Source organism: Methylomonas albis, assembly GCF_014850955.1.
GTDB lineage: Bacteria > Pseudomonadota > Gammaproteobacteria > Methylococcales > Methylomonadaceae > Methylomonas > Methylomonas albis.
In genome coordinates, this window is the sequence record NZ_JACXSS010000002.1 from 1 (window position 1) to 25,040 (window position 25,040).

Here is a 25,040-nt window from a genome sequence, read left to right on the forward strand (position 1 = left end):
TGCTATTGATTATGTACCTGGCGAGGGCAAGCTGGTTCTCAGTTTTTCGCTTGGCATCATTCCCTATTTATCGCAATTGTCGCGTGAATTCACTAAGTACAAGCTTAAACACGTTGCTCGTTTTGAAAGCGTTATTCTATCCGCCTATATGAGTGTTAGTGCAATGGAATTCTGCTGGTGAGAGGAAATTGAAGTTGAATGGTTAAAGCGCCAGTTCCAGGTGACGAGAAATACGACAGGGTCGTTGATCTAAAAAAACGAGTCATTGATCCGGCTGTTGAAGAAATCAATCAACATTCAAATATGGGTGAAGTACGGCCAGCGCAAATCAGGAAGAACAATAACGCATTTCCAATTTCAGTTTGGCTTAAAAGATAAGCCCCAGTCTTTGGAAAAAAGCATCTTTCAGAGGAAGAAATAAACCGTCAAGCTCGGCCAGGTGAAACAAGAGCAACTGTAATTGCACGATTGACAGGTACATCATTATCGGAAATTGCCAAGCCCGGCGAAACATTTGATCAGGCGCTTCAGCGCAAAATAGTCCTGGCGAGGCTAAAAAGAAATTGCGATAAACAATGGTCAGTCCTTTGTATTTGCAAGGAGTTTAGAAGAAGCCTTTGAAATATGGTATGATATTATTCCACATAATATCATACCTATTAGTTCTTTGCCGGTAGTGGATTCCTTTAACCTATGGGAGCTTTTGTATTGCTTGTTTAAATCTCCCCTCATACAACTACGCTAACAAAACCATAAAATATGAAATGGTATGATATTATATATCATATATGAAGTGACATAGGATGAACTAATATGATTATTCTGATTGGTGGGGAGAAGGGCGGTACCGGCAAAACTACACTGGCCCCAATCTTGCCGCGATGCGGGCCTTGGCTGGACGGATGTTTTACTGATCGACACTGATCCGCAAGGTAGCGCCAACTATTGGGTGCAAAGTCGTGATGAAGAAAAAGTGCTACAAGAGTGGCTTGTGTTCAGAAATTCGGTAAAGGTCTACCAGCAGAAGTCAAAGACCTCGAACACCGCTATCAAGATATTATCATCGATGCCGGTGGTCGTGACTCTGTTGAGTACGGTCTGCTCTAGTTGTCGCTCCAAAGGGCTTATATCCCAATCCAACCAAGCCAGTTTGACATCTGGACTCTCAATCAAATGGATGAATGGTCGAAACCGCGAAAGCGTTCAACCCAGATATTCAGGCGAGGGTAATTATCAGCCGTTCATCTACCAACCCTTCTGTTCATGAATCGGATGAAACTGGCAAATTGCTTGCCGGATTTCGTAATCTCGATCTTGCCGATGTCACTATTCGAGATCGCATTGCTTATCGGAAAGCAGCAAAAGACGGTTGGCGGTGATCGGACTAAAACCGAAAGACCTAAAGGCTGTGGAAGAAATGGAATGTTATATCAAGAGGTGTTGCAATGAGTGAATTAAAAAGCAGATTACCGTCAAAATCAAAAAACCGACTTGGATGCCTTTCTGGCGGAGCAGAACAGAGGACGACGAGCAAGAGCCGGCATCGACTAAGCAGCTGGCCTATCCTTGGGAAGACGACAAGGTAAGGGAGATGTCATCAAACCATTCAATATCAGGTTGTCGGAACCTTATCTGTTGAAGCTGAAATACATTGCGAGCACACGCCAGACAGCATGCAGAAATTTGTCTAGCCATTCTGCATGAGGCTATCGACGCAAAAATTGAAGAGCTAACAAAGTAATATGATACTAAATGGTATCATATCATATAGAATAATATATTTTACTTTGAGCGAGTTTAAACCAAAGCCCCATAGACTTATGAGCGGCTGCAAAGTGTAAGCTTCTTTACATCTTTATAGATTTTCTTATCTCTAACGGCATAGCTCTAAGTGCATCGTCACTAAAATCAAGAAATGATAGCTTGTCGCTAACCAGCTTAAAAACGGCTATAGACTGCTCTAAATCTCGTTTTTTCTTATCCGGATTTCTATCACCTCTGGTTGAAAGCCAATTCTTATGCATGGCAAAAGCTCTTGGATCAGGCGCAGTAATATCGACAGGAAAGCCTTGATCATCTATGCCGGTGGCTGTAAATTTTGGACACGAAACCAACCACGCTAATCCCTTTATCTCTACAGCCACTAAGTCTTCAGGAAAATCTGACATTGAAGAATAGTCGCTAAACATAACATTCTTGTTAGCGGGTTGAATAAGGTCAACAATAAAGCCATCTTTATTGGATGCTCTGTATTTATTGCTGTCCATTACCTCAAAAGACTTGTCAACTGATTTAAGTAGTCCAATAAAGCCTTTTGGCTCTGCTGATGCGATGCTTATTTTTTTTCTGGTATCCCACAAAACATCAACATCATCGGTTGCTACCATATCAGGCTCAAAATACACCGCTGCCGCCGCCTCATAAGCATATAAGGCGCTAGTTCCAACAATGAGTGTTTTATTGGCCAATACTGGAAAGTCAGATAATCGTCTTGAAATATCTGCAACCATGCGTGGAACTCTGTTTGCATTGACCGCCTTGCACATTCTTGCATGCTTTTCTTGATTGATTTTAAGCGTTTTAATCCGCTCAGAAAGCTCGGATTTTCTTTCTTGAAAATTTCTATAGATAGATTCTGTTTCTTCAGATCGGGCGCCAAGGCTTTTTTTGTATTTTTGCGGTCTGGTGTATCAAGTAATCAATGCCTGAGATGTTACGCCACATCATACTTCCCTTGTAAGGACGCCATTTATTCATAGTGTCTTTCCAAGACTCATAACACTGAATGGCATTAATCTTAATTTTATTTGAATTAGAGTCTATGTCTATGAATTTCATGTTTTTTCATGTAAAAAACCAATATTTTACGATTTTACATGAAACAATAAAAAAAACATAAACTTAACAGCTAGTGATGGATTTGAAGTCCAACAGTGCCGGACAGCTTGCCGTCGCCGGAGGTGGAATAAAATATAGCTTGCGAGTGTTGTCAAATATGACTACACTCAAAACTGATAAATCAGGCTGAAGAAATGAAGAAAACAAGACCCGTTTCATGGATTAAAGCGGCTAAAAAAGACTCGAAGGATTCCCTGAGTCTGTGCAAACACAAGGTTTGCGGGCGCTCACAGTGGCCGCCGAAGGGCAAATGGCCGATTGTGTAAAACCCCTCAAGGGATTTGAGGGCGGTATCATGGAAATTGTTTTGCGGCACAGAGGGGATGCGTTCCGCGTTGTCTATGCCGTGCAGATAGGCGAAGAGATTTGGGTTCTTCATGCCTTTCAGAAAAAATCAACCCAAGGCATCAAAACACCAAAACATGAAATTGACTTGGTGCATGAACGGCTAAAACGCTTAAAGGAGGCTCTTAAATGACCGATGAACCCTTAGAAATCGTCCGTGGTAGCGGCAATCTCTTTGCTGATTTTGCCCATGCAAATGCAGATGTAGAACATCTGAAAGCAACACTTGCGGCTGAAATTATTGGTGTTCTTGATGATCGCTCTTTGAGCGTTCGCAAAGCATCAGAGTTAACCGCCATTGCTGCTGCTGATTTCTCACGCATCAGACAAGTGAAACTTGACCGTTTCACCATTGACCGCTTGATGACCATTCTCAACCGACTTGATAAGGATGTTGATGTGCAAATCACTGTGCGCTCTCGCCAGCAGAACGTCACTAGTCTGCATAGCCCGATCTTTTGAGTGCTGGCAGGTTGAAAAAACTGGTGCCGGTGCCAGTAAAGTTGCCTTAGTAGTTGCTGTTTCTGCGGAATAGTAGGAACAGTTGCTTTTTCTACTACTACTGCCACCACCTAGCTTTTCCTGCTATGCTTTTAGTTCCGATAACGCTGATTCCCGGAACCAAAAACCGCCGAAAATGACCGCCCTGATTCCCGCCAAAAACACCGACCTGGAGCGACGCGAACTGGCCGAAGCTGCCCAGCACTACATCGACCAGAGTTTAAGCTTCGCCACCCGCAAAGCCTACGCCAGCGATTTCAAGATTTTCAAGACCTGGTGCGTGGCTAACGCGCAAACAGCGTTGCCGGCCAAGCCGGAATCCGTCGTGCTGTTCCTGGCCAGCCAAGCGCAGGCCGGTGTGGCTGCCTCGACGCTGAACCGGCGGCTCGCCGCCATCAAGTGCGCCCATGAGGCCCAAGGCCACGCGACACCGACCGCGCATAAAGGCGTGACGGCGGCCTTGAAAGGCATCCGTCGGGCGAAAGGCATCGCCCCCATCAAGAAGAAAGCCGCCACCGCCGACATCGTCAAGGAAATGGTGCGCCACTGTCCCCCTACGCTGACGGGGAAACGCGACCGGGCGCTGTTGCTACTGGGCTTTGCCGGCGCCTTCCGCCGCGCGGAGCTGGTGGCGTTAACGGTCGCCGACCTGGCGTTCGTGGTCGATGGGCTGCGGGTGACGATTCGACAATCCAAGACCGACCAGGAAGGGGCAGGGCAGGTGATCGCCATTCCCCACGGCAGCCTGCTGTTCTGCCCGGTGACAGCGCTGACAAATTGGCTGGCCGTGGCCGGCGTCCGTGAAGGGGCGGTGTTCAGGGCGGTGGGGAAGGGGAGCCGGGTCGGCGGAGCCGCCCTATCCGATAAGAGCGTGGCGAATGTAGTGAAACGCTATGCCGGCGCAGTCGGCCTCAATGCCGCCGACTTCGCCGCCCACAGCTTGCGGGCCGGATTCGTCACCAGCGCCGCCGAAGCCGGGGCCTCGATCTTCAAGCTGGCGGAAGTCAGCCGCCACCGCTCCACCGACGTGCTGGCCGGGTATGTGCGCTCGGCCAATCTGTTTAAGGATCACGCGGGGCGGATTTGCTATGAGCGGTTCGGCGACTGACTTATTCGATTTTCAAATACCTTGTTGTGTAGATGGATGATACGTAGAGCCATCGGCTCAAAGATCTTCATGACTATTCCATGAGTTTCTTCGGGTACCTGGGCGGCGCGCAGTCCTTTTTCCAGGCCTTTATAACCCTCCATCCAATGCTCAAAGTAGTCATTTATTAATGTCAACTCGCTGGATGATTCGCGCAGTCTTCTTTCGTCCAGAATCATTTGAAGCCGGCTTTCGATCATGCCGCCTTCAGTCAGCAGGTAAACGATCATTTCTTTTAATACATCGGGTAATACCGGCAGTGGCTAAGAGCGTCTTTTTTCTTTTGGTTTTCGATTGCCGCTGCTTTCTCCATCTGTTGGCCGTACCGGTATAGCCCTGGGTATTGGTGGCAAAGTTGGGCTAGCTTGGCGTCGGATACCGTCGTCCATAGCCATTGGAAATTTAAAATATGCCCGACCATTTGTTTCAATAATTCAGCGCCATCAATGCCCTGAGCTTCGAGTTGCAGGACGCGCTGATTAATCGCTGCGGCCACTTTATCCACTCGTTCGCTGGGTAGTCCGCCGGAAACCTCCTGACTATCGATCGCCATGGGTGTTGCAAGCGTCTGCATGATTTTGGCAAACCGTTGGAATCCGGCAAACTCCGCGCATAAAGCCTCATTCTCTCGAGGGGTTGCCTGGCTCAACACGGTATGGAAGTCGGCTATCAAATCGGCCATCTCAGTCTTTATTTCGAATTCGCTCAGACCAAGCGCGTCGAGTTGCTGTATTCGGGCATCAATACGCGCGACTATGCCAAGATATTCTAGGTTTAATGGCATGATGGCTGAGGGTTGCAAGCTGATTTTATCATCGCGTAGTCCTTTGCAATGTCATTGGTCAAGAGAGGATTCAGCGTATGATTATAGCCTTGTACCCTGGAAAACCTTTTTGAGGTTGTAGCCGGAACCCCAGAAAATTTGTCACACTGAATAACCCTATTTTGCATATTCCACTACAAACCAGCAACCAGTTCCGATACGAATCCACCAGTAGTGAATGTCGGCTCCTGGAAATGGCGAATTGTCGCAATCGGCCAGAAATTGCGGCCACTGAGGATGCTGACGAAATTTTCCATCCCTAAGTTCAGTGAATGGCCGCTTTTCGGCAAGCAACCTTGCGTTCTCTTTGGCTCGACCCGGCCAAAACCCGCCAGACGAAACGAAAGTGCCAATGGCAAATGTCCAGCCAAAAGCAGGCGTAGGGTGTGGTGAGTTTACGAACCGCACCAATCGCGAACGATGCGTTTCAGGTTGTTCAGTTCCTACGCCCCTGAAAACTGGCAGCATTGCTGCCAATGATTAAATCCAATGTAGGGTTGGTTACGCGTATCAAATGAAGACCAGAGAGTGGCGTGAACGCATTAAAAAGGTATGCGTTGCATACTCGGGCTACTTTACAATCTTTATAGATTTATGAATATATTGTGATTCAACTGTGCTATGCCCGACTTTTCGCCATCAAATTTAATTTCACCTTGGTGTTCGCCTTCGTGGTTGCATAACTCAAACGCCCCCTTTTCAAAGTCTACTGAAAGATAAATTTTTTTTCCATTTTCGCAAATAGATTCGTAAATTTTTCGATAACTTTTGCTTTTTATTTGGTTTGAGGTGGATAAGTTTGGATTAAATTTATAACCATTAAGTTTTGCTATCCTGTCGGCTATAGATTGAATAAGGGCCAGTTTGCCCTCATGGGAATGGCTATTCAAATCCGCTCTAAACTTAGCTAAATCAACAAATTCATTAGATAATTTTAAATTAGGAAGAGGTTTGTTCAAAGTAGGTAGATTTGATTTGTCAGGCTGATAATCATTTAATAAGTCGGCAATCAATCTTTCTTTGATTTTCCAGTGGTTAATAACATCGATAGATTTAACCTGACCATTGCAGTGCCAATCAACATTAATTGAGTCAATATCCCATTTAGAACCTTCAAAACTGAACGTTTGATAATTACTTCCTTTAAAACGGCGATAAGCTACTTCACCCAATCCAGTGTCTGTTACGATATCATTTTGTGATTCTAACCAATCATCAGGACTATGCTGTCGGCTTTCTTCCCAAAAAGGGCCTTTTGTAGTTATCCATGACATAAATGCCCTTTTCTTCTCGAGCTTGAATTGATTGACAGATTGTTGTAACGATAAGTCGTGTGTAACTAAAACTGTGCCATCTCTTAAATTGCGATGACAATGCAATTCTGGCTTGAGCTGTTTTATATTCATAATATTATCTACAGCGCTTTCAAAATCAGCTACACAGGTAAACTGCCCATGTAAAGACAATTCATTGAGAACAAGCTCCATTAATTCCATCCTGCAAAATAATTCATATCTTTGTCAAATTGGTCAAAAAAACCATCAGGCCAACAACTAAGGTCACCATGGGTATTAATTTGTGGGCTTATTATTTGCGGTGCGTCAGCAGAACGTGGGTTAAAGAAATGTAAGGCAATATGTTCAGGTAAAATCCCCCCCATCTTCACCAGGCGGCGAATACCGTTAAGAACATGATCACTATGGGTTTCAAGAATAACTTGTACGCCAGCGCTGGCTATTTCAGCTAAAAACATTCCCATAAGCGCTTGCCCGGCAGGATGCAAATGCACTTCAGGGTTTTCAATTAACAATATATCTTCTTTTTGAGCGGATAGTCCAGCAATCACAATTGGCAATACTTGTGTTAAACCAAATCCAACATTAATAGGGCGGTGAAACTCTGTTTCATTTGACGTTTTCAATCTCAATGTAACTGCATTGACATTTTGTACTTTTTCTACCGCTAATAAACAATTTGGAAAAAAATGTTGCATTCGTGCAGTAACTTGATGAAACAAGGTATTTCGGCTTTCTGATTTAAGAATTAAGCCATCTAAAATAGGTTCATCACGTTTTGAGTAAAATAGACTCATTGCATATTCGCCCATGGGTCCTACGGCATAAGCTATTTGTTTGTCCTCAAGTGCGTATATTTCGCGTGGCCCAATACGTTCGGCTGTAATATAAGTAAAGCCTGTTGTTAAAGGTTGATGTATATCAGTTACAAACCCATCTTTACGTTCTCCACTTGAGAAAGGCATATTAAAATCATGACTGGCTAATGTGAAGTAAGTTGGTAAAAGCTTTTGTAAATAATCAGAATGATTATCTGGATGATCTTTTTTAAGTTTGGGATAGTCAATTAGATTTTTAGTGCCCGTGGTATTATTAGTAATACAAATTATTTCAACATCCATAGATAACTCGTTGCGCTCTCCAGTGAATACCCAAGAATATGAAATATCTTTATACGTTAAACCAATTTCAAAACTTTTTCCGCCTTGTGATTCATTGACAACATCCAGTACAGTGCCTAATTTAATTGATTTTCCATTAAGCATTAAGCGCGTTGACCATTCATGCTCCCGCATTGTTTGATGCAACAACACCAAAGCCTGTAACACAGATGATTTACCCGATGCGTTAGTACCAGATAAGAGTGTGAGTGGAGCTAAAGGTAAAGGTAATTCTTCAAAACATTTAAAAAACTTAAGATAAATACGATTAAGCATGAAATATCTCCTGAACCATTTCGCGTATTTTTTTGAAACGAAATGTTACATTACGTGCGCTATTAGTACCCAAAGTAATAGAGCTAGTAAAATCTTCATCGCTTAGTAATTCATAAAAATGATCTCTAATTTCAGGAGCATGATCGTTAATTTCTTCTTCAGAGTAATTAGCTAGTCCTGTAGTCATTACATCCCAAAGTGAAATATTTAAAACACCACGCCTGCTTTGTATGGGGCTGTGCTTGCGAAATGCTTGTTCCTGAAATAATATGAAATTGTTTTTTAGTGCGTTTTGGAATGTTCTGGAAAGCGTTATTAATTGTGTTTCATCCAATTGATTCATTGTTCTTAAGGACTCAGCTAGCCATTCATCCATATCACCTCTATAACTATCAAGTGGCAATAAAAAAAAAGCACAAAATCGATTGACACATTCTCTATCACGCATTGTTTTAGGTTTTAAACTATTTGCTGTGACTTTTTTAAAAAGATCTGTTTCTGATTCTTTTTTTAAAAACTGAGTTGCTTTGCCGCTATATAAACAATTTCGCATTTGTTGTCTGGTCAGTGGTTCACCACTGTTGACACGTTCAAAAATATCTAGTCTAGCTCGCTCTGGTACCTTAGCATCAATGACATAAAGAATTAAATTACAGTCTTCAATGCGGTTTTGCAGTTTAGATGAAAGTTCTTTGAACAGTTTTTTATTCAATTCTGGCTGCTTTGGCAGTTTCAGACGAAAATCATTATCAAGAAAACGTTTAAAAGTTGTTAATCGCTGTAAACCATCAACGACAATCATTTTTCCATCATTGTCTTCCCCTAAATAAAACACTGGCAAGGGAATACGCATTAATACCGATTCAATTAGCTTGCTTTGTTTATCTTCCTCCCAAACAAAATCACGCTGAAAATCGGGAGCCATAATAAAGAAGCCTTTATCAATTCGGCGTGTTACATCATGGATAGTTCGGGTTTCATTTCTGATCAATAAGGTGTCGATGGGGTAATCACCCAAAGAGGCATCTTCGTCTTTACTTAGACCTTCGATTTCTTCTGTATCTTCAATTGCCATTCTATTCACGTTTGTTTTAATGTTTGTTGTGCATCTTATACTTGTTATTTCGGGCGCGTAGGGCCGTAGGCTGGATAGAGCAATTTGCGGTCATTGGCAGATTAGGGTAGTCATCAAGAATAGGTAGATCTTTTTCCGTTCGCAAGCACGGCGGTTAAGCAAATTGTAACCGCCGCCATGAATTTAAACATTAAATTGCTGTCTGTTCCGAAATTTCTAACGCATCATCGACCTCTATCCCGAGATATCTCACTGTGCTCTCTAGCTTGGTATGACCCAGCAGTAGTTGAACGGCTCGCAAGTTTTTTGTCCGACGATAAATCAATGTGGCTTTAGTCCTGCGCATTGTGTGAGTACCATATGCTGCCGGATCAAGACCAATAGATGTTACCCAGTGTTCAACAATTCGAGCATATTGCCGCGTAGAGAGGTGTGGCGAATCGTGAATTCGACTTGGAAAAAGAAACTCTTCGGTCTTCAGTTGAGACTGGCTGATCCAATTTGCCAACGAGTCTCTGGTTTGCTCGGTAATTTCAAACTGAACTGGTCTATGTGTTTTCTGCTGCATTACAATTGATCGTGATGACACTCGACCACCTTGCGCAACATCGCAAACTTTAAGTTTGACCAGATCACATCCCCGGAGCTTGCTATCAATGGCAAGATTGAAGAGAGCCACTTCACGGATATTTTTGGCCATCTGCAAACGTATGCGAATGGCCCAGATTTCCTTCAATTTTAGTGGCAATTTCTGACCAATTAACTTGCCTTTGTTCCAGGGTGCGTGCAGATTGCTTTGGTTTTCTTGTTTCATGACAAACTCCAAATTATTGTTTAAGGAGATTTATTATCATGCTACTTACAGGGCCGTATGATGTGCCAACCAACGGGCGTGGCATAATTCCGGGTAACTTACTATTAGCAGAACCGACGGGTCTTTTAATTAAGTCAGGAGCAAATCTGTCCTACATAACGGCCAAAACTTGAATACAGCGAATCCCAAACCGTTTTAATCTGGCATCAAAAAGATGCGCCGCCCGTTGGTTGGCACATCTTACTCTTTAACCCTTTTGCATCATCAATGATCGAAATATGCTCTAAAGCCGACATTCGAATCTAAAACCCAATGACCGCAAGGGGTCGTTTTGCCACTGTGACGATCGGCCGCTATCGGGTATCCGAATTCAATGACGGCTTCCGGGCAATGAATCTGATGAGCTGACGGTCGTCAGGCGACCCGTTGCGGCCTATCGTTCATTCTGATTCAATGGCAGCAATCAGATGGTCAGCGGTCATAACGACCTATCGCCGATGATATATAGAAGAGAAAATCATATGCCGATCAATAAAGTAGCAAGACAACGTTTATTCTCAGGTAGATATGCTGTTAACAGCTTAATAACTTGTTAGGTTTGAAAGTATATAGACATTTTGATGAGCCAAGAAATACAGATACAAAAAAAGGAAGCATTGGAAGAAATGCATCAATCACCTGAGTTCAAAGCTCAAAAAAAATATTTCATGAGAATAACAAATGATGCATACCTCCTATTAAAGCTGGCATTTATGTATAGCTCTAGGGCTTATGACTTCTCAAAAAATGCTCTTTCTGTTCAATCAACAGATGATTTAGCGCAATCGATACAAGCTTGTAGTTATCTTTTCGATGAAGGTCTAATCACTCCGGTGAAGAGAGAGCTCAGATATATCATTGAATCTTCAATAAAGTACCTTTATGCCGATCAACAGACAAAAGGGAAAAATTTACAAGATAAAATCACCTTTCTTCAAAGCATTGGTTCTTCAATTGATGTTAGGGAAGACCTCAATTTATCCGCCCTCCATGAGGAAGATGCGAAGCTATTAATCAACGAGCTCAATGACGTCTACAGAGAGTGCTGTGCATACGTGCATGTTTCACCTAGACAGGTTTCCGAGAGACTAGATCAACGAGAGAGAGGCGGTGCACTTGGTTACGAAACGACAGACGAGCTTAGAAAGCTAAACAAGTTAATATTTAGAGTTTACGACATGGCTCTAGCTCTATATTTTCATGGTTACGATCTGTCAATGACTGGCGACTTGTTTGTTGGTGCGTTAGATGACATGCCGAAGTGGAGCTTCCATAAAGGTAAATATGTATCAACTGTATCAGCCTATTTTGACTATAAGCATGAAAGAAATATGCGGAAATATGGCGAAGCAAGACCTTGGGATGCCAAAAATTGGCCTCCAAGAAAACTAAACAAAGCCTAGCAAGGCATTCCAGCGGACAAGCCGCTGAATGCGGCGTTAGATTTCTGCGTGCAGCAATATTATAGGAGATAGAAATGCGCATAGCTGTACTTGGATCGATTGATGCTGATAGTGAAAAAACTCAAAAATTTAAATCTGCCTGTAGAGATATTGGGAATCAATTATCTAAACGTGGTTATCAGGTAATTGTTTGTTCAGAAAACCAGCACACGGCAGATCCCCATATTATCGATGGTATTAACGATGATGAAAAAAATAGAACAAGAGTGGAAATTATTAGATCGGAGGAAGAAGATAAATTAGCCCCTTTTTATGAAACTAGAGAAAAATACAAGAATATTGAATTCACGTTTTCGAGATGCTCGGGGGGCTGGAAGACAACACATTTAAAAGCGATTATTAATAGTGACCTTCTACTTACAATTGGTGGCAAAGACAGCGTTTGGGTCGCCGCAAATTCTGCGCGTATGCTGAACAAGCCTGTTGTTTGCATTCCTTGTTTCGACGGTACCTCGAGGAAACTCTGGGAAAAATTGAGCGACGAATATAGAAAAACGGGTATTGATGAGAGTGTTGTAGGTCAAATTAGAGAGCAGTGGGGAGATGAGTCTAAAGATAGCCTTGAAAAACTTATAGTTTCAGTTTTTGAAAGTAATAAAGCGGAATACGCTTCCTCAAAAATACTCACATATCTAACAATATTCTGCCTATCGTTGGTGTTTATTGTGGGCTGGATATCGTTATTTTCTCTTGAAAATTTAGCACCCGGTCGAATCTCAGTAATGACGATGGTTGTCATTTGTTCAATAATGGGTGTCATGCTCAGGGGAATAACTTCAGATAGGTATTCTCATAATTGGAACGAATTTTGGGCAAGCTTGATACCAGACGCAATTAAAGGGATTTTAATAGGGTTTATTCTAGCCTTAGTACATCTTTTTTCCGAACTGACCATAAATGGCTCGATAAGCGATTTGTCAGATAAAAGTTCCTTTATTCGCATTTCTTTGTCCATATCACTTATTGCCATTCTTGCTGGATTTGCGTTAGACAAATCACTTGATAAGGTTGAAAAGCTAGCTGAAGACAAAATTAGTGACTTGGGAAAATGAAGTTGTTTTTAAGCTATACCATCCGAGATGGATTGATAAATATTCATCTATTAAGGTTCATAGAGAACATGATTTCTAGAGAATGCGATATTTACATAGATCTATTGCATAACCAATCAGCCTCACCTCAAGATGAAGTAATAAAACAATTAATTTCATCTGATTTGCTTATACAAATTACTACTCCATCAATTGATGAATCTAATTGGGCCTCTTTAGAAGCAAGCTTAGCAGTAAAACATGATATACAGACTTTCTTTGTTGAGTACTTTAATTCAAACCCCAGTCAACTAATTTTTGAATTAATGGAAATAGTAAAATCTAACAAATCACGTCAGAATGACACGCTGTCGCGCGCCTCTGCTTAAGACGTTATGCATAAACGAGAATAATCGTATGGTTGGAGTGGTTTCTAAATGGTAAACAAATGTATGACCTCAAAAAAAGCGAGGAGCGTACTAATGCGATTCAGAAAAGGGAAGGTAAACAAAACTTTCGTGTTTATACGGTGATATGTGGCTGCACTTGCCTTACTTGCGGTGGTTGGCACATCATAGATGAATCTCGGCCGCTTCCAACAAAGGAAGAATATGAAGCCATTTTGAAAAATCACAATCAGACAAAGAAAAACAAAAATGCATGACCAGCGTATAAACTTGACCTCAAAAAACTGCGCGGCTATCGCCGCTCCGCTTATCGGGTCAAGTTATACTTGGCGTTAAGCGGCGGCTTTTTGATCCTGACCTGCTATTAGTGGAACGAGATCGATAGACCGCTTTCTGAATGACCGGTTGATACCAGAAATTGCTCGATTAACGCGACAAATCACCGGAGACAGAAAGCAGAACGTAGAGGCGCTTTTTGGCGTACGAGTGAATTTGCCTTGTTATGTCTGTTTACCAAAATCTCTTTCCAGTCTATCCCCACCCAATACATTGCTTAATCGCGCCGGCCAATAATTAATCAAAAATCATGGTCTTAACGCTGCCTTATATTCTTCGGCAATTACTTTAATTGCATCACGTCGTTTCTCCATTTCCAGAGGAAGAGCCTTTAAAATAATCTCCGTACACGCTTCGGTAAACTTGTGAATTGGATTTTTGCCGTGATAGGAGTGGAAATGGAACTTGCGATTGTCTTTAATGCCAAGCTTCCAGATCACCGCGTCAAAATCCAATAGATTAATTTTTACCTTCTTACTCAAGGCTGTTTTTGTTAATGGATGGGTTTTTGCGTAATCCGTAGGAATTGGGACCTCGATACCATGCTTTATTTCTACTTTTCTTACGACGTAATAGGCCTTTCCGCCCTCATTCTTGTCTTCTGAAAACCTTCCTTTGTCTATCCAATTTAGGTTCTTCGCAGTGTCATTCGTAAGATACACTGACGCAGACTGGTCATCACCGGATAATTCTTGCGCATCTACGATTGCTGCTTTATCGACCCCCACCTTGTTAATTAAAGTGACGCTATCCACCAGCGACTTGAAATATTGTTCTCGCTCATTGTCTAGAATATTTCTAAGATCCGCATATTTTATTTCATCAGAAGCAGCGGAGTACCGATAGTAGATTGCCCCCTCCCTCAATATTTCTTTTTCTTTCTCTCCCTGTTCTCCGCGTATCGATTTGGATTTCCTACAGATAACAGGCTTGCGTGTAGATGACTTGATGATTAGGCAGTGTACTTTGAGCCCTAAAGTCTCAAATGTTTTTGAATAAAAAGTTATTTCTGGCTCGAAATATTCTTTTACGAAATTGGTAAATACAACATCATCCGGAACCTCATGATCCAGAACGCCGACCAGTTCTCTAGGGCGATCTTTTATGCCAAAGAATATTACGCCTCCATCTCTATTAGAAAATGAGGCCATTGCCCTTGCAAACTTTGGAAGATTCTTATTTTCAAATTTCAGCTTAAATTCCCTATGCTCACTTTCTCGGTTGCTTATCCTTTTCGTAAAACGATCTATATCCAACTCCAATAAGTTAGCTAGCTCTAATTCTTGTTTATCCATTCTGCCATCCTATCCGTCCATGAAAGACCATCATGACTGAATACCACACTCTTTATTTGTCGAATTATACTGCCGAATTATTTACACATAACGTACGGCTCACCGGACCCGCGCTGTTTGCGGGATCAGTGTGAAGCCGGTGGTTATATAAGTTTTATTTTTATCTTTCAAACTTTTTGAATATGTCTAGATTTGCTATTTTTTGATGAAATTCTATAAACTTACTTTCAATTTCTTTATCTGAAAAACGGGTTATATATTGAAGGTCTGCATCTTCATGAAACATCTCTGTATTTATAGGACGATTTAATTCTTTTTTGAAATAGTTGACAATTTTACCGAATGGTGGAGTAGTATGCCTAAATTCTGAATTTTCTTTAGTAACAACTTCATTAGTTTTACAGCACCTAACTGGACCATTGTCAAAAAGATTGTTTTTCTTTATAGTCAATATCTCTGAGACAGACTGTCGGCAAGCGCGGTAAAAATATTGCTCTAATGTTGGTTTTACACTTGAGATACATTCAGGATAAGAGAAGTCTGTTGACTTGCCATCTTCTCGCTCGACATGAAAACAACTTGTAGGGTGATCTGGCGATTGGCCCCTGAAGAATCGTTTTACACCAACACCAATTTTGTCAGAGGCATCAGGGTGGCGTAAAAGTAACTCATGCAATAGAACATGGTCATCTTGATTGACTTCCTCCCCGTCTTTATAACGATTTAGCATCTCCTTGAAGAATTCTTTCGCCTTTGTCTTTGTAGGAAAATGTATGCTTGGCAATTCAACTGGTTGTGCTTTACCCATCATTTTCCTCTTTTAACATAGCAAGTTATTATCTAGGTCTGCATATCTTGTACACTAGGCACACTCTTTACGTCAATCTCCTTCAAAAACCCTTGAGGTTCTAAACGGGATAACATGCATTTTTGACATGATAACCGGTTCCAGATAACTCCAACGAGTGGGCCGCTATGTACATGGTCAGCCGCATAAGCGATGGCAAAGAGTTAAGCGCCACATTGATGATTCAATTGCACGAGCTGTATTTCACGTAACCGGCGGTGTGATTGGCATAGGACTGTCGAAACCCAGCAGCAAGCTGCCCTGGAAGGCGCTTTGCGGAATCCGGCTTGAAGTTATCGGCCAACTTTAAATGACTGCTTTCTGGTTTATGGCTGTCACACCCCGAAATTTTTGAATGTCGCAAACTGGCCGGTCGGCGCCACTGGCGGGTTTCGATTGGAATGCCTGGTTGTTTTGAAATCGGAATCGGTGGCGGATTTCATTGGAATACGCATGTGCGTATTCCGACCAAAAACAGCTCTTCTTGAGGTTTTTACATGAATCCCGGCCTACCCTCTAATTGGCGAAGACGGATCAGTAAACTCAGTCAATCGATCTTCCTTGGCTCCTACTCCAACGCTTGTGGCATTGTCGCCTTCAATGATGTCACTATTTCCTCCAGTATCTCCGCTGCCGCCAACTCCAATGTCTCCGACAGGTCTAACTCGAACTCCACCCCCGGCTCCGATTCCGTCATTAGTGCCATCGCTAACTGAGGCCGTGCCGCTAGTTTTGCTATCAGTAGAAGGGGCTCTTGAATTGGTCCCGTTTCCAATAGGTTTAGTTCTAACGCCTCCCTCACCAGCACCAGCGCCACTAATTCCGTTTCCGGATTGAATGGTATTAGGTTCTGTTTGAGTATTCTCTTGGATTGTTGGTTTATCGGATGTTGATTGAATTTGTTGACGATCATTTCTGATGCCCTCCAATAATATTGGTAAATCGGCTACTGATTCGACTTTGCCAGTCAGAACCGGCTGAGTTGTAACGCCCGTTTTATCGATAACCAGAATCTGGTTGTCGAACGTCGTGCGGGAGATTCACCCAACCGTCATTCTACTCATTGTCTGTGGCCGCTTTTGGTACCTTCAATTAGTGTGCAATTCATGTGGTCTCATGGGTGCAAGTGGCATGCAATTTTGCAATGCTGTATTCACTGACCTCTCGACCTCCTGTTATCCTTACCCTGCACCGGTTCTGCTTTCATCTTCCCTCGACTGTAACTAATTCGGATTTTGTCGCCTTGTGCCGGCACAGTGCTAAACAGGCTTCGCTCATGCCGGATAATGTCCTTGCCGTGCGCCTGAAAAACATAACGCTTATCGACGCCCACTATCGGGCCAGTGTAACGTCCAAGCTCGGTATTGGGCGCAAGACTGCTGAATAGACTCGGCGACTTGGCGATTGGTGTTTCTGGCTGCGCCGGTTCGACCGTTTGTGTTTTTTCCCTTGCCTGTTGCAATTCAGCTTTTCGTGCCGCCATCAGTTGATTCAGCTGCGGATCGGTAAATTCAACCCATAAACCTTTCTCAGCGGCGACCCGCGCAACGCTGGCCCTGAAGGCGTCGCTGCCGCGTACTGTCAGTTTTTTTCCAAATTTGGCCTGGGCCAGCCGTAAACCGGTTTCGATGGTCTCGTCCTCGGTGTGCAGCACTTTCACAAACCGCCCTTCGTCGCGAACCACGTCGGTATCGCCGCGTCGATAGGTGACTGTGCCGTCGTGGTGGACTTGGTAGGACAATTGATAGGTTTTCAGTAGTGGTTCTGTGTCTGGAATGACGGGGTTTTGCGGTTTAGCTTCGATTCCGGAATGGATCTCCTGTACATCGGTTCCGGCCTTGGCTTTAGCCTGCATTTTCCGCAGTTCCGCCAACGCGGTTTCATCGCCGCTTTGTGCACGGGCGGCTAACCAGTTCCGGTAGCCGTTACGATATTCGTCGGACTGAATAGCGGCCAGTCGCTCGCGTTCACTTTGGGCTTGTTCGCGTATGGCGGTTTCGGCCTGGATGCGTTCCATTTTGGCGATACTGGTGGCGGCTTTACGTTCGGCAGGGCTTAGGTTGCGATTGCCCCGTATTCCTTCCAGTTTGCGTTGATTAGCAGTTTTGATCGCCTGGTTGTTGGCTTTTTGCTTTTCTTTGCGCTGTTGAGCTTGCGCCTGGCGCTCGGCTTTCCGGATCGCGGCGCCGGTTTGCCGTTCAGCCTGGTAAGTTTTCCATAAATCGGCGCGGGCTTGTTGCCGTGGTGTCGTCTCTAAAACCTGGCCTGTCTGCTCTTGGTAGACTTCCCGCAAAATCTGGCCAGCGGTTCGGTAATCCAGATTCAGCTCTTTGGTTAAAAAATCGGAGACGTTGAGTTTCCGGGTTCCGGCCTGGATTCTATCGCCGCCGTCCTGGCCTTTGCTGATTGGGTATTTGTCCGGATTAACGCCATGCGAGTGCGAGAGCCTGGCCAGTAAGCGTTTTGCCTCCAGATTTTGCTTGATGATGGCAAATTCCTGGTTGCTGGCTACCCGTTCGATTTCAGCCTTATGGTCGTGCAGCAGTTGCCCGGTGACGCTGGTTTTGGGGCCAGGGTCAAGCTGAGTAGCCGGTTTAAGGTCTGTGGTTTCAAGATGATCTGTATTCGTGTCTGTTAGGCGATCTTCCTCAATAGGCTCCGGAAGGTGTTTTTGATAAAAGCGCTGTTCGCGGTCGATCAACAACTTGGCCTTTTCTTCGACCGTGGCTTGTTTGTAGGCATCGTACTGGCTTCGTTTGCCGAGGTAGACGTATTTAATTTCCTTGGCCCGTTGCTTGTGCCATTCTTGTAAGGCCTGGTCGTATTGCGCTTGGTTGTCTCTGGGCGGGGTGGTGGTTTCATAGCGCGATTCGGTCGCTAATTGCTGCATTTTTTGTACATGCGACAGCTCGATGAAGTCACGGCTGAAGGCGGCATCCCGTAGATTAATGCCTTTGCCGTCTCCGCCGGCATGGGGTTTTATCCAAAGATATTCGTTGTCCTTGCCTTCGTTCCGGATTTTAACCTCGCCCTGTTCGGCCAGCAGGGTTTTGAAGTCGTCGTAGTCGGTTATCTGCCGTTCCAGTAGCTCGGTCAGCAGTGCGCTTTTAAAGACCTTGTTACCACCTTTGAAGGTATCGCCCTTATAGCGGCTGAGCATTTCCGAATCGTCGGTGAATAAGGCACGACGGTTGTCCTTGGGGCTGGCGAGGCCGTAGCGATTGTTAAGGGTTTCCTGGATGGCTTCCAGGTATTTGACCTGACGTTCGACCAGGCCGAACGGATTAAGGCTTTCGCCTGACAGCAGGTTGTATTTGGGGATGACGATATGGATATGCGGTTTGCGTTCCACTACTTCGCCGGTTTTGGCGTGGGTGTAGCTTTTGATGCGTGGCAAATGGGCTTCGGCGTAAAAGCTGTATTCGTCATCCTGAAAAGCGCTGAAGGCAAATGCCTTGAAGTCCTGGGTGATGGCTTGCAAGCTATCGCGGCTGATTTCGTCTTCTTTGAAGGCTAGGGTGATGTGTAGGTATTTGTCGCCGTCGTTATTCATTTTGTGGATGATGGCGTCGGTTAGTTTTAAATCACCATCCAGAATAACGCGCTCGTCTAATTCTTCGCGCGAGTAATCGCGGCCTTGTTTTTGACCGTCTTCTAAATAATCCTTAATGCCGGACTCGCCGCCGGATATTCTAATTAACATGGTCTAAAAACGCTTGGAGTAATTGGTTTTGTTGGTCGAGTGATTCTAGGACGGAGAGATATAACTGGTCGGTTATTTTTCCGGACTGCTGGGCGGTGTTGGCGGCTTTGGCGAGTTGGTTAATGTTATTGCTGGTTTTATTAATCAGGAATAAGGCTTGTTTAGTATGGTCGGTGGTTATTTTGCGGGCGATGACTTGGGTTTTGTTGTTTAAAATAATATCGCGGAAAAATTCGGAACGGGTGAGGTTGGCGGCGCTGACTTTGGCTTCGAAGGCTGAATAGGTGGCTTCGTCGATCCGGAAGTTGAGGCGTTTGGAGAGGCTGCGCGGCTGGTCGGTCATGATGGTTTTTCCTCCGCGATAGCGGCCCGGTGTTGGGTTCAAGGGCAGCGCCCTTGGCACGGTCGCAGGTCAAAGCCGATAGGCGTATGACATGCGCAACGTGCCTGATTGTTTAATATTGGCAATGGCTAAAGGGTAGCACAGGGTAAAACCTTAAGCAACACACTGACAAGGCATGTTATTTATGCTGACAAGAGCTGACATAAGGCTAACGCAGCCATGAAATAAGACTGACAACAGCCTTAAATATGATGTCAATAGATTGACGATTACGGCGAATAGACTTAAATTAAGCTGTCATAGGAAAGGAGGTGACATGTCAGAATTGCTCCGCCTGGCCGCGGCCAGCCAACCTAAAAACCGCAACTCGGTTCTCGATCCCTATTTGGACGAGATACGGGATTTGCAGGAACAGGGGTATTCATTGGAACAGATTCGCGGATTTTTAGCGCAAATGGATATAACGGTTTCACGGCAAACGATTCATGACTTTATAAAACGCCGTGAGACTGTCAAACAAAAACCAAAAGCGCCGGAAAAAGAGATTAAAACCCAACCAAACCCTGAAAAACCGCTTGAATTTAAAGGATTTAACTACAATCCGATACCCAATAAGGAAGATTTATACTAATGCTAAAGATTCAAACAATTCTGTATAGAGAAATGACGATCGATGTAGCACGGTTGTTTGAAGGAAAAAACACATAAAGGATACAAAAACGACACGCTTTAGATGTTCTAAGGATTCGTTAAGATACGCTATAGATACCATGTAGATAGAGTTATGATATAAAACAGACTCATCCAAGAGTCATAAACGATCTATTGAGGCGATACCATGAACAATGAAGCTATCAAGGCACTTAAGGAATTGGCCGAAAATACCGGCAAGCGTTCGAAGATCGGTATCGTCAGAGAGCTGATGCCTCATATCGAGGAAACCATGAAACAGGGGGTGACCTTGGCCGATATTCATGCCGCCCTGACGGAAAAAGCCGGGATTGATATTAAGTTTTTAACCTTTATTGGTTCCTATAAAAGGATTAAAAAGGAAATCGGTAAAAACACTCAACAAAGGTTAAAACCGTTAACACCAGAAAAAAACATTAAAACCGAACCAAGCCCCATTCAAGAGAAACCTAAAGGCTTCTTTTTTGATCCATCACCCAAAAAAGAGGACTGGCTTTAATGGCTAAGGGTCAACCTGGTTTTGGGTTTATTTAAAAATCGTAATTAAAATTAAATAGCGAAAAAATTTAAGTGAAAAATATTATCTTTATTCGCCATGGTGAAAGCATCGCTAATGCCGGTGGTGTGACGATGGCCCACGATGCCATTCCTTTGTCCGAGTTGGGTAAAACCCAAGCTCAGGCACTGGCCACCGCCCTCGATCTGCAACCCGGCAGGATTGTGGTTTCGGAATTCCTGAGAACTCATCAAACCGCCCTACCCTTTTGTAACAAGGTATCGATGCAGCCGGTGATCCATTCGGCATTAAACGAGTTCTCATGTCTTGATCCGGCCTTGATTCAAGGTATGGTTGGCGCACAACGCCGACCGATTGCCGAAGCCTATTGGCAAGCCGCCGATCCGGAACAACGCATGGGTGAACAAGCTGACACCTTCCATGAATTTGAACAACGGGTCACGGCATTTATTCCGGAATTGGATAGCCTACCGGATAAAACCGTGCTGTTCGGGCATGGCATTTGGTTCGCCTTGCTAACCTGGAAGCTATTGGGGTTTAACGCCAGACATCATCAAGGCATGAAAGCCTTTCGCCGGTTCCGGTCGGGCTTCCCAATGCCCAATACCGCGGTATACCGTCTGGAATCCTTTACGCCTGGCCGGTGGCGAGTGCAAGCCGATGAAGCCACCCTAAGTAAGGTTTCAGAAGCAATGCCGGCCATACTTTTTTAGTCCATCACCCATCCCCGCCTTAAGCAGTCCACTGCTTTGGCCTTTTCGGTTCAAAAAACGCCATTTCAAGCCCGTGGCGGCGATTTATCCAGTCTAGCCATACAAATCCCCATCTTAAGCAATAAAAACGCAAAGTCGGCCAATCTCGTGAGATTCACAAATGAAGGTCATTTGGCACGCGATAGGAGCAATTAGATAATAAGTTTGTTTGTTTGTTAGTTTATTTGTTTATTACTTTGTTCGTTTATTTGTTAACTATTTAGTTTGTTTATTATTTTATTTCTGCTATACTTAAACCATCACCTCAAAGGAGAAATCCTCATGCAAACCACCACGATACAAACGGGACGCCCTGCCGAATTTGCGCCGGAAGCCATCATCCAGGCCGGTCAAGAGCTGCGTGATGCTGGCCGCAATATCACCGGTTTTGCTTTACGCCAGAAGGTCGGCGGCGGTAATCCAAGCCGGCTTAAACAAGTCTGGGATGAGTATCTATCCAGCCAGTCTGTAACCCGAGCGGAACCGGTGGCTGAATTGCCTATCGAGGTGGCCGAGGAAGTGGCCATTGTCACTAAAACACTCACCGAACGCCTTTCCATGCTGGCCGTTGAGTTAAACGACAAGGCCGTAAAAGCGGCAGAGCGCCGGGTTGCGGAAGTGGTTAGAGCCGCCGGCGATCAGCGGGAACAGGCTGAACGTGAATTAGCCGATGCCTCCAGCACGGTCGATGATTTGGAAGCCAAACTGAATGAAGTTAGAGCCGAATCGGAAGTATTTGAAAAGCGCCTGGCCGAAACTCAGGCCATTAGTCAACAACAAGCCGTAGAACTGGCGCAATTGCGAGAACGCCTGGCGTTAACTGAACAAACTGCTAAGACGGCTAATGAACAACACGCGATTGAATTTGAAAGAATCCGGACGGAACTAGCTGAGCAGAAAAAATCAGTTCAATCGTTAACCGCTGAACGCGACCAGGGTCGCGCAGATCTGGCGACGGTAAAAGCCCAAGCCGCCGCCGCCGAAGAAACCCATCAAGAACAGCGCAAGCGCACCGCTGAAGAAACTCACCGTGTTACCGAACGCTTAACGAAGATCGAGGCCGATAGAGACAACGCACACAAACAAGCCGCCACGGCCCGCGAGGAAGCCGCTCAATTACGCGGACAACTGGAGGCCACGAAAGCCCAAGCCGCCGAACTCATACAGGCCCTTAGCAGCCATCAGCCGGCAAAAACCACTGGCGCAAAGAAATCGACACCTAGCTAAAAATCTCTTAGCTCTTAAATCCCGCCGTTTACTTGTATTCGGTGGTTTCCCATGGCTGACGGTTATGGAATCATTGATCGAGCATGGATTTCATTGAACCGCCCTGCCCTATTCTCTCCTGGCGTAAAACAAAAAGCCTTGTTGAACGGTGTGGTCTTGCTGGGCTGTTATGTGATCGGGATTGATGGCTTACTAAAAATATTCAAAAAAGGTAAATCGACTGTTTATCTGGTATAATTGCCAAGGATGGCAATTACGGTAATTTGCTGATTTTTCTAGTTTCCGTGCATTGAATTGCGATACATCTTCTGGTTTTTTCAAATGTTACCCGGCTAACTTAGCACTGACTAAGCGATTCAGGCCAACACTAATGCCCTGCCCTGTGCTCTAAATTCACCGTTGTAGTTTTTTTTGATAGCGGTTCTGGAATGGCTTCCTCTGCCGTAGTGGCCAACCAAGACAAGGAAGGTAGTTCGACATAGAGACCGACATGTTCATTGTCTTCCCCCTTTAACTTGTCGATGGCTAACAGTACCTGTTTGACCTGATAAGCTTTGGTTTTACCCTGCAAGATATGACGACAAATTGATTGTCGGTGCTATTTTTTCATTTTTTATCTTTTATTGTTTTTTAGGAGTGCCTCAACCTATGAATGGCAATGGTTACAGAGGACATATAACGACGGATTGATCTTAATATGACGACAGATTGATCGTTATACAACGACAGATTGATCGTTACAGGTGGACGGATTGATCGTATATGACGACAGATTGATTGTCCGTGGCTTTTCTTTGTTTTAAGTGCGCTATAACCCAATAATTGCATTCATTGTCTGTAACATATGACGACAGATTGATCGTTATATAACGACATTAACTTTTCCTTGTCGCTATTTTTGAAGCGGCGTATAGTGAGACATCATTTGTTTAATGTCGTCATATAATTTTGGAACAGTCGTCCTATCTTACAGTTGTAAAATCCAATAAGGTTGTAGAAGCTAGCTATATGCTGACTTTAGCCGAGCAACGGGTTTTATTGGCTTGTATTGCACAAATCGACTCTAAAGCAGTGTTAACCGAGAATTATCGATTTGAGGTAACTGCTTCTGGAGTGGCGGATTTAGTTGGATTGGATAATCTTTCAAACGCCTATAGAGATCTTAAAAAAGCCGCAGAAAAGCTTTATGAGCGCAGTGTCGTGATTGACGATCCCGACCTTGAAAATCCACAAATTACGCAGAGAAAAACTCGTTGGATCAGTGCTATTGATTATGTACCTGGCGAGGGCAAGCTGGTTCTCAGTTTTTCGCTTGGCATCATTCCCTATTTATCGCAATTGTCGCGTGAATTCACTAAGTACAAGCTTAAACACGTTGCTCGTTTTGAAAGCGTTTATTCTATCCGCCTATATGAGTTGTTAGTGCAATGGAATTCTGCTGGTGAGAGAGAAATTGAAGTTGAATGGTTAAAGCGCCAGTTCCAGGTAGACGAGAAATACGACAGGGTCGTTGATCTAAAAAAACGAGTCATTGATCCGGCTGTTGAAGAAATCAATCAACATTCAAACATATGGGTGAAGTACGGCCAGCGCAAATCAGGAAGAACAATAACGCATTTCCAATTTCAGTTTGGCTTAAAAGATAAGCCCCAGTCTTTGGAAAAAAAGCATCTTTCAGAGGAAGAAATAAACCGTCAAGCTCGGCCAGGTGAAACAAGAGCAACTGTAATTGCACGATTGACAGGTACATCATTATCGGAAATTGCCAAGCCCGGCGAAACATTTGATCAGGCGCTTCAGCGCAAAAATAGTCTGGCCGAGGCTAAAAAGAAATTGCGATAAACAATGGCTCAGTCCTTTGTATTTGCAAGGAGTTTAGAAGAAGAGCCTTTGAAATATGGTATGATATTATTCCACATAATATCATACCTATTAGTTCTTTGCCGGTAGTGGATTCCTTTAAACCTATGGGAGCTTTTGTATTGCTTGTTTAAATCTCCCCTCATACAACTACGCTAACAAAAACCATAAAATATGAAATGGTATGATATTATAT

At 44.0% G+C, this 25,040-nt stretch carries 28 protein-coding genes; 16 read left to right on the forward strand and 12 right to left on the reverse strand.

Going from position 1 to position 25,040, the window contains the following annotated elements; translation table 11 throughout:
- From EBA_RS24685 to EBA_RS24260, 3 genes are all read left to right on the forward strand, one after another.
- Nucleotides 1-181 (forward strand): RepB family plasmid replication initiator protein (locus EBA_RS24685; protein WP_192377397.1); only part of this gene is annotated, 181 nt, incomplete at its 5' end.
- Between the two features lie 17 nt (nt 182-198).
- Nucleotides 199-378 carry a RepB family plasmid replication initiator protein gene (locus EBA_RS24690; protein ID WP_192377398.1) on the forward strand — a complete coding sequence of 60 codons (180 nt, stop codon included), beginning with the start codon at nt 199-201 and terminating at the stop codon, nt 376-378.
- An 803-nt stretch (nt 379-1,181) separates the two neighbouring features.
- Nucleotides 1,182-1,379 carry a hypothetical protein gene (locus tag EBA_RS24260; protein ID WP_223146778.1) on the forward strand — a complete coding sequence of 66 codons (198 nt, stop codon included), beginning with the start codon at nt 1,182-1,184 and terminating at the stop codon, nt 1,377-1,379.
- 468 nt (nt 1,380-1,847) lie between these two features.
- On the opposite strand, the gene EBA_RS24265 is transcribed toward EBA_RS24260, so the two are convergent.
- Nucleotides 1,848-2,510, reverse strand: coding sequence for a GSU2403 family nucleotidyltransferase fold protein (locus tag EBA_RS24265; RefSeq protein ID WP_192377399.1), 663 nt, complete (start codon nt 2,508-2,510; stop codon nt 1,848-1,850).
- A 590-nt stretch (nt 2,511-3,100) separates the two neighbouring features.
- Between EBA_RS24265 and EBA_RS24270 the strand changes: the two genes are divergently transcribed.
- The 3 genes from EBA_RS24270 to EBA_RS24280 all read left to right on the forward strand — a co-directional run bounded on the left by EBA_RS24270 (nt 3,101) and on the right by EBA_RS24280 (nt 4,852).
- Nucleotides 3,101-3,376 (forward strand): type II toxin-antitoxin system RelE/ParE family toxin, encoded by a 276-nt coding sequence (locus EBA_RS24270; RefSeq protein ID WP_223146779.1) that lies wholly within the window; start codon nt 3,101-3,103, stop codon nt 3,374-3,376.
- Nucleotides 3,373-3,705, forward strand: coding sequence for a helix-turn-helix domain-containing protein (locus tag EBA_RS24275; RefSeq protein ID WP_192377400.1), 333 nt, complete (start codon nt 3,373-3,375; stop codon nt 3,703-3,705). Before EBA_RS24270 ends, EBA_RS24275 begins: the two co-directional genes overlap by 4 nt.
- 175 nt (nt 3,706-3,880) lie before the next feature.
- On the forward strand, nt 3,881-4,852 hold the full coding sequence (locus tag EBA_RS24280) for a site-specific integrase (RefSeq protein WP_192377401.1): 972 nt from the start codon (nt 3,881-3,883) through the stop codon (nt 4,850-4,852).
- Here EBA_RS24280 and EBA_RS24285 read toward each other — a convergent pair.
- The 6 genes from EBA_RS24285 to EBA_RS24310 all read right to left on the reverse strand — a co-directional run bounded on the left by EBA_RS24285 (nt 4,831) and on the right by EBA_RS24310 (nt 10,334).
- Nucleotides 4,831-5,121 carry a hypothetical protein gene (locus EBA_RS24285; protein ID WP_192377402.1) on the reverse strand — a complete coding sequence of 97 codons (291 nt, stop codon included), beginning with the start codon at nt 5,119-5,121 and terminating at the stop codon, nt 4,831-4,833. The genes EBA_RS24280 and EBA_RS24285 overlap by 22 nt on opposite strands.
- A gap of 5 nt (nt 5,122-5,126) precedes the next feature.
- Nucleotides 5,127-5,675, reverse strand: a complete 549-nt coding sequence (locus tag EBA_RS24290) for a hypothetical protein (protein ID WP_192377403.1) — start codon at nt 5,673-5,675, stop codon at nt 5,127-5,129.
- A 623-nt stretch (nt 5,676-6,298) separates the two neighbouring features.
- Nucleotides 6,299-7,201, reverse strand: coding sequence for a hypothetical protein (locus EBA_RS24295; protein WP_192377404.1), 903 nt, complete (start codon nt 7,199-7,201; stop codon nt 6,299-6,301).
- Nucleotides 7,201-8,445: a DUF3696 domain-containing protein gene (locus tag EBA_RS24300; RefSeq protein WP_192377405.1), complete on the reverse strand. Its 1,245-nt coding sequence runs from the start codon at nt 8,443-8,445 to the stop codon at nt 7,201-7,203. The genes EBA_RS24295 and EBA_RS24300 overlap by 1 nt, the downstream gene beginning before the upstream one ends.
- Complete coding sequence (locus tag EBA_RS24305) at nt 8,438-9,520, reverse strand: DUF262 domain-containing protein (protein ID WP_192377406.1); 1,083 nt, start codon at nt 9,518-9,520, stop codon at nt 8,438-8,440. Before EBA_RS24305 ends, EBA_RS24300 begins: the two co-directional genes overlap by 8 nt.
- Before the next feature lie 190 nt (nt 9,521-9,710).
- On the reverse strand, nt 9,711-10,334 hold the full coding sequence (locus tag EBA_RS24310; RefSeq protein WP_192377407.1) for a tyrosine-type recombinase/integrase: 624 nt from the start codon (nt 10,332-10,334) through the stop codon (nt 9,711-9,713).
- 620 nt (nt 10,335-10,954) lie between these two features.
- On the opposite strand from EBA_RS24310, the gene EBA_RS24315 reads away from it, so the two are divergent.
- The 4 genes from EBA_RS24315 (at nt 10,955) to EBA_RS24330 (ending at nt 13,531) form a co-directional block, all read left to right on the forward strand.
- Nucleotides 10,955-11,776, forward strand: a complete 822-nt coding sequence (locus EBA_RS24315; RefSeq protein WP_192377408.1) for a hypothetical protein — start codon at nt 10,955-10,957, stop codon at nt 11,774-11,776.
- 74 nt (nt 11,777-11,850) lie between these two features.
- Nucleotides 11,851-12,888 (forward strand): hypothetical protein, encoded by a 1,038-nt coding sequence (locus EBA_RS24320; protein ID WP_192377409.1) that lies wholly within the window; start codon nt 11,851-11,853, stop codon nt 12,886-12,888.
- A 68-nt stretch (nt 12,889-12,956) separates the two neighbouring features.
- Nucleotides 12,957-13,256: a hypothetical protein gene (locus EBA_RS24325; RefSeq protein ID WP_192377410.1), complete on the forward strand. Its 300-nt coding sequence runs from the start codon at nt 12,957-12,959 to the stop codon at nt 13,254-13,256.
- Between the two features lie 59 nt (nt 13,257-13,315).
- On the forward strand, nt 13,316-13,531 hold the full coding sequence (locus EBA_RS24330; protein WP_192377411.1) for a hypothetical protein: 216 nt from the start codon (nt 13,316-13,318) through the stop codon (nt 13,529-13,531).
- A gap of 327 nt (nt 13,532-13,858) precedes the next feature.
- Here EBA_RS24330 and EBA_RS24335 read toward each other — a convergent pair whose 3' ends face one another.
- From EBA_RS24335 to EBA_RS24355, 5 genes are all read right to left on the reverse strand, one after another.
- On the reverse strand, nt 13,859-14,905 hold the full coding sequence (locus EBA_RS24335; RefSeq protein ID WP_192377412.1) for an RNA-binding domain-containing protein: 1,047 nt from the start codon (nt 14,903-14,905) through the stop codon (nt 13,859-13,861).
- 160 nt (nt 14,906-15,065) lie between these two features.
- The gene (locus EBA_RS24340; protein WP_192377413.1) at nt 15,066-15,713 is read right to left on the reverse strand and encodes a DCL family protein; all 648 of its coding nucleotides are present in this window, start codon (nt 15,711-15,713) and stop codon (nt 15,066-15,068) included.
- A gap of 607 nt (nt 15,714-16,320) precedes the next feature.
- Nucleotides 16,321-16,665 (reverse strand): hypothetical protein, encoded by a 345-nt coding sequence (locus EBA_RS24345; protein ID WP_192377414.1) that lies wholly within the window; start codon nt 16,663-16,665, stop codon nt 16,321-16,323.
- Between the two features lie 240 nt (nt 16,666-16,905).
- Nucleotides 16,906-19,455 carry an LPD7 domain-containing protein gene (locus EBA_RS24350; RefSeq protein WP_192377415.1) on the reverse strand — a complete coding sequence of 850 codons (2,550 nt, stop codon included), beginning with the start codon at nt 19,453-19,455 and terminating at the stop codon, nt 16,906-16,908.
- Nucleotides 19,445-19,798: a plasmid mobilization protein gene (locus tag EBA_RS24355; RefSeq protein WP_192377416.1), complete on the reverse strand. Its 354-nt coding sequence runs from the start codon at nt 19,796-19,798 to the stop codon at nt 19,445-19,447. The genes EBA_RS24350 and EBA_RS24355 overlap by 11 nt, the downstream gene beginning before the upstream one ends.
- Before the next feature lie 316 nt (nt 19,799-20,114).
- On the opposite strand from EBA_RS24355, the gene EBA_RS24360 reads away from it, so the two are divergent.
- From EBA_RS24360 to EBA_RS24385, 6 genes are all read left to right on the forward strand, one after another.
- Nucleotides 20,115-20,429, forward strand: a complete 315-nt coding sequence (locus tag EBA_RS24360) for a COG3415 family protein (protein WP_192377417.1) — start codon at nt 20,115-20,117, stop codon at nt 20,427-20,429.
- Between the two features lie 207 nt (nt 20,430-20,636).
- Nucleotides 20,637-20,987 carry a hypothetical protein gene (locus EBA_RS24365; RefSeq protein ID WP_192377418.1) on the forward strand — a complete coding sequence of 117 codons (351 nt, stop codon included), beginning with the start codon at nt 20,637-20,639 and terminating at the stop codon, nt 20,985-20,987.
- Nucleotides 20,988-21,058: 71 nt separating this feature from the next.
- Nucleotides 21,059-21,718: a histidine phosphatase family protein gene (locus EBA_RS24370; RefSeq protein WP_192377419.1), complete on the forward strand. Its 660-nt coding sequence runs from the start codon at nt 21,059-21,061 to the stop codon at nt 21,716-21,718.
- 321 nt (nt 21,719-22,039) lie between these two features.
- Entirely contained in the window at nt 22,040-22,984 is a 945-nt protein-coding gene (locus tag EBA_RS24375) for a DNA-binding protein (RefSeq protein ID WP_192377420.1), read from the forward strand.
- Between the two features lie 51 nt (nt 22,985-23,035).
- Nucleotides 23,036-23,221, forward strand: a complete 186-nt coding sequence (locus EBA_RS24380) for a hypothetical protein (protein ID WP_192377421.1) — start codon at nt 23,036-23,038, stop codon at nt 23,219-23,221.
- Nucleotides 23,222-23,932: 711 nt separating this feature from the next.
- Nucleotides 23,933-24,826 carry a RepB family plasmid replication initiator protein gene (locus EBA_RS24385; RefSeq protein ID WP_192377422.1) on the forward strand — a complete coding sequence of 298 codons (894 nt, stop codon included), beginning with the start codon at nt 23,933-23,935 and terminating at the stop codon, nt 24,824-24,826.
- The last annotated feature ends 214 nt before the right edge of the window (nt 24,827-25,040 follow it).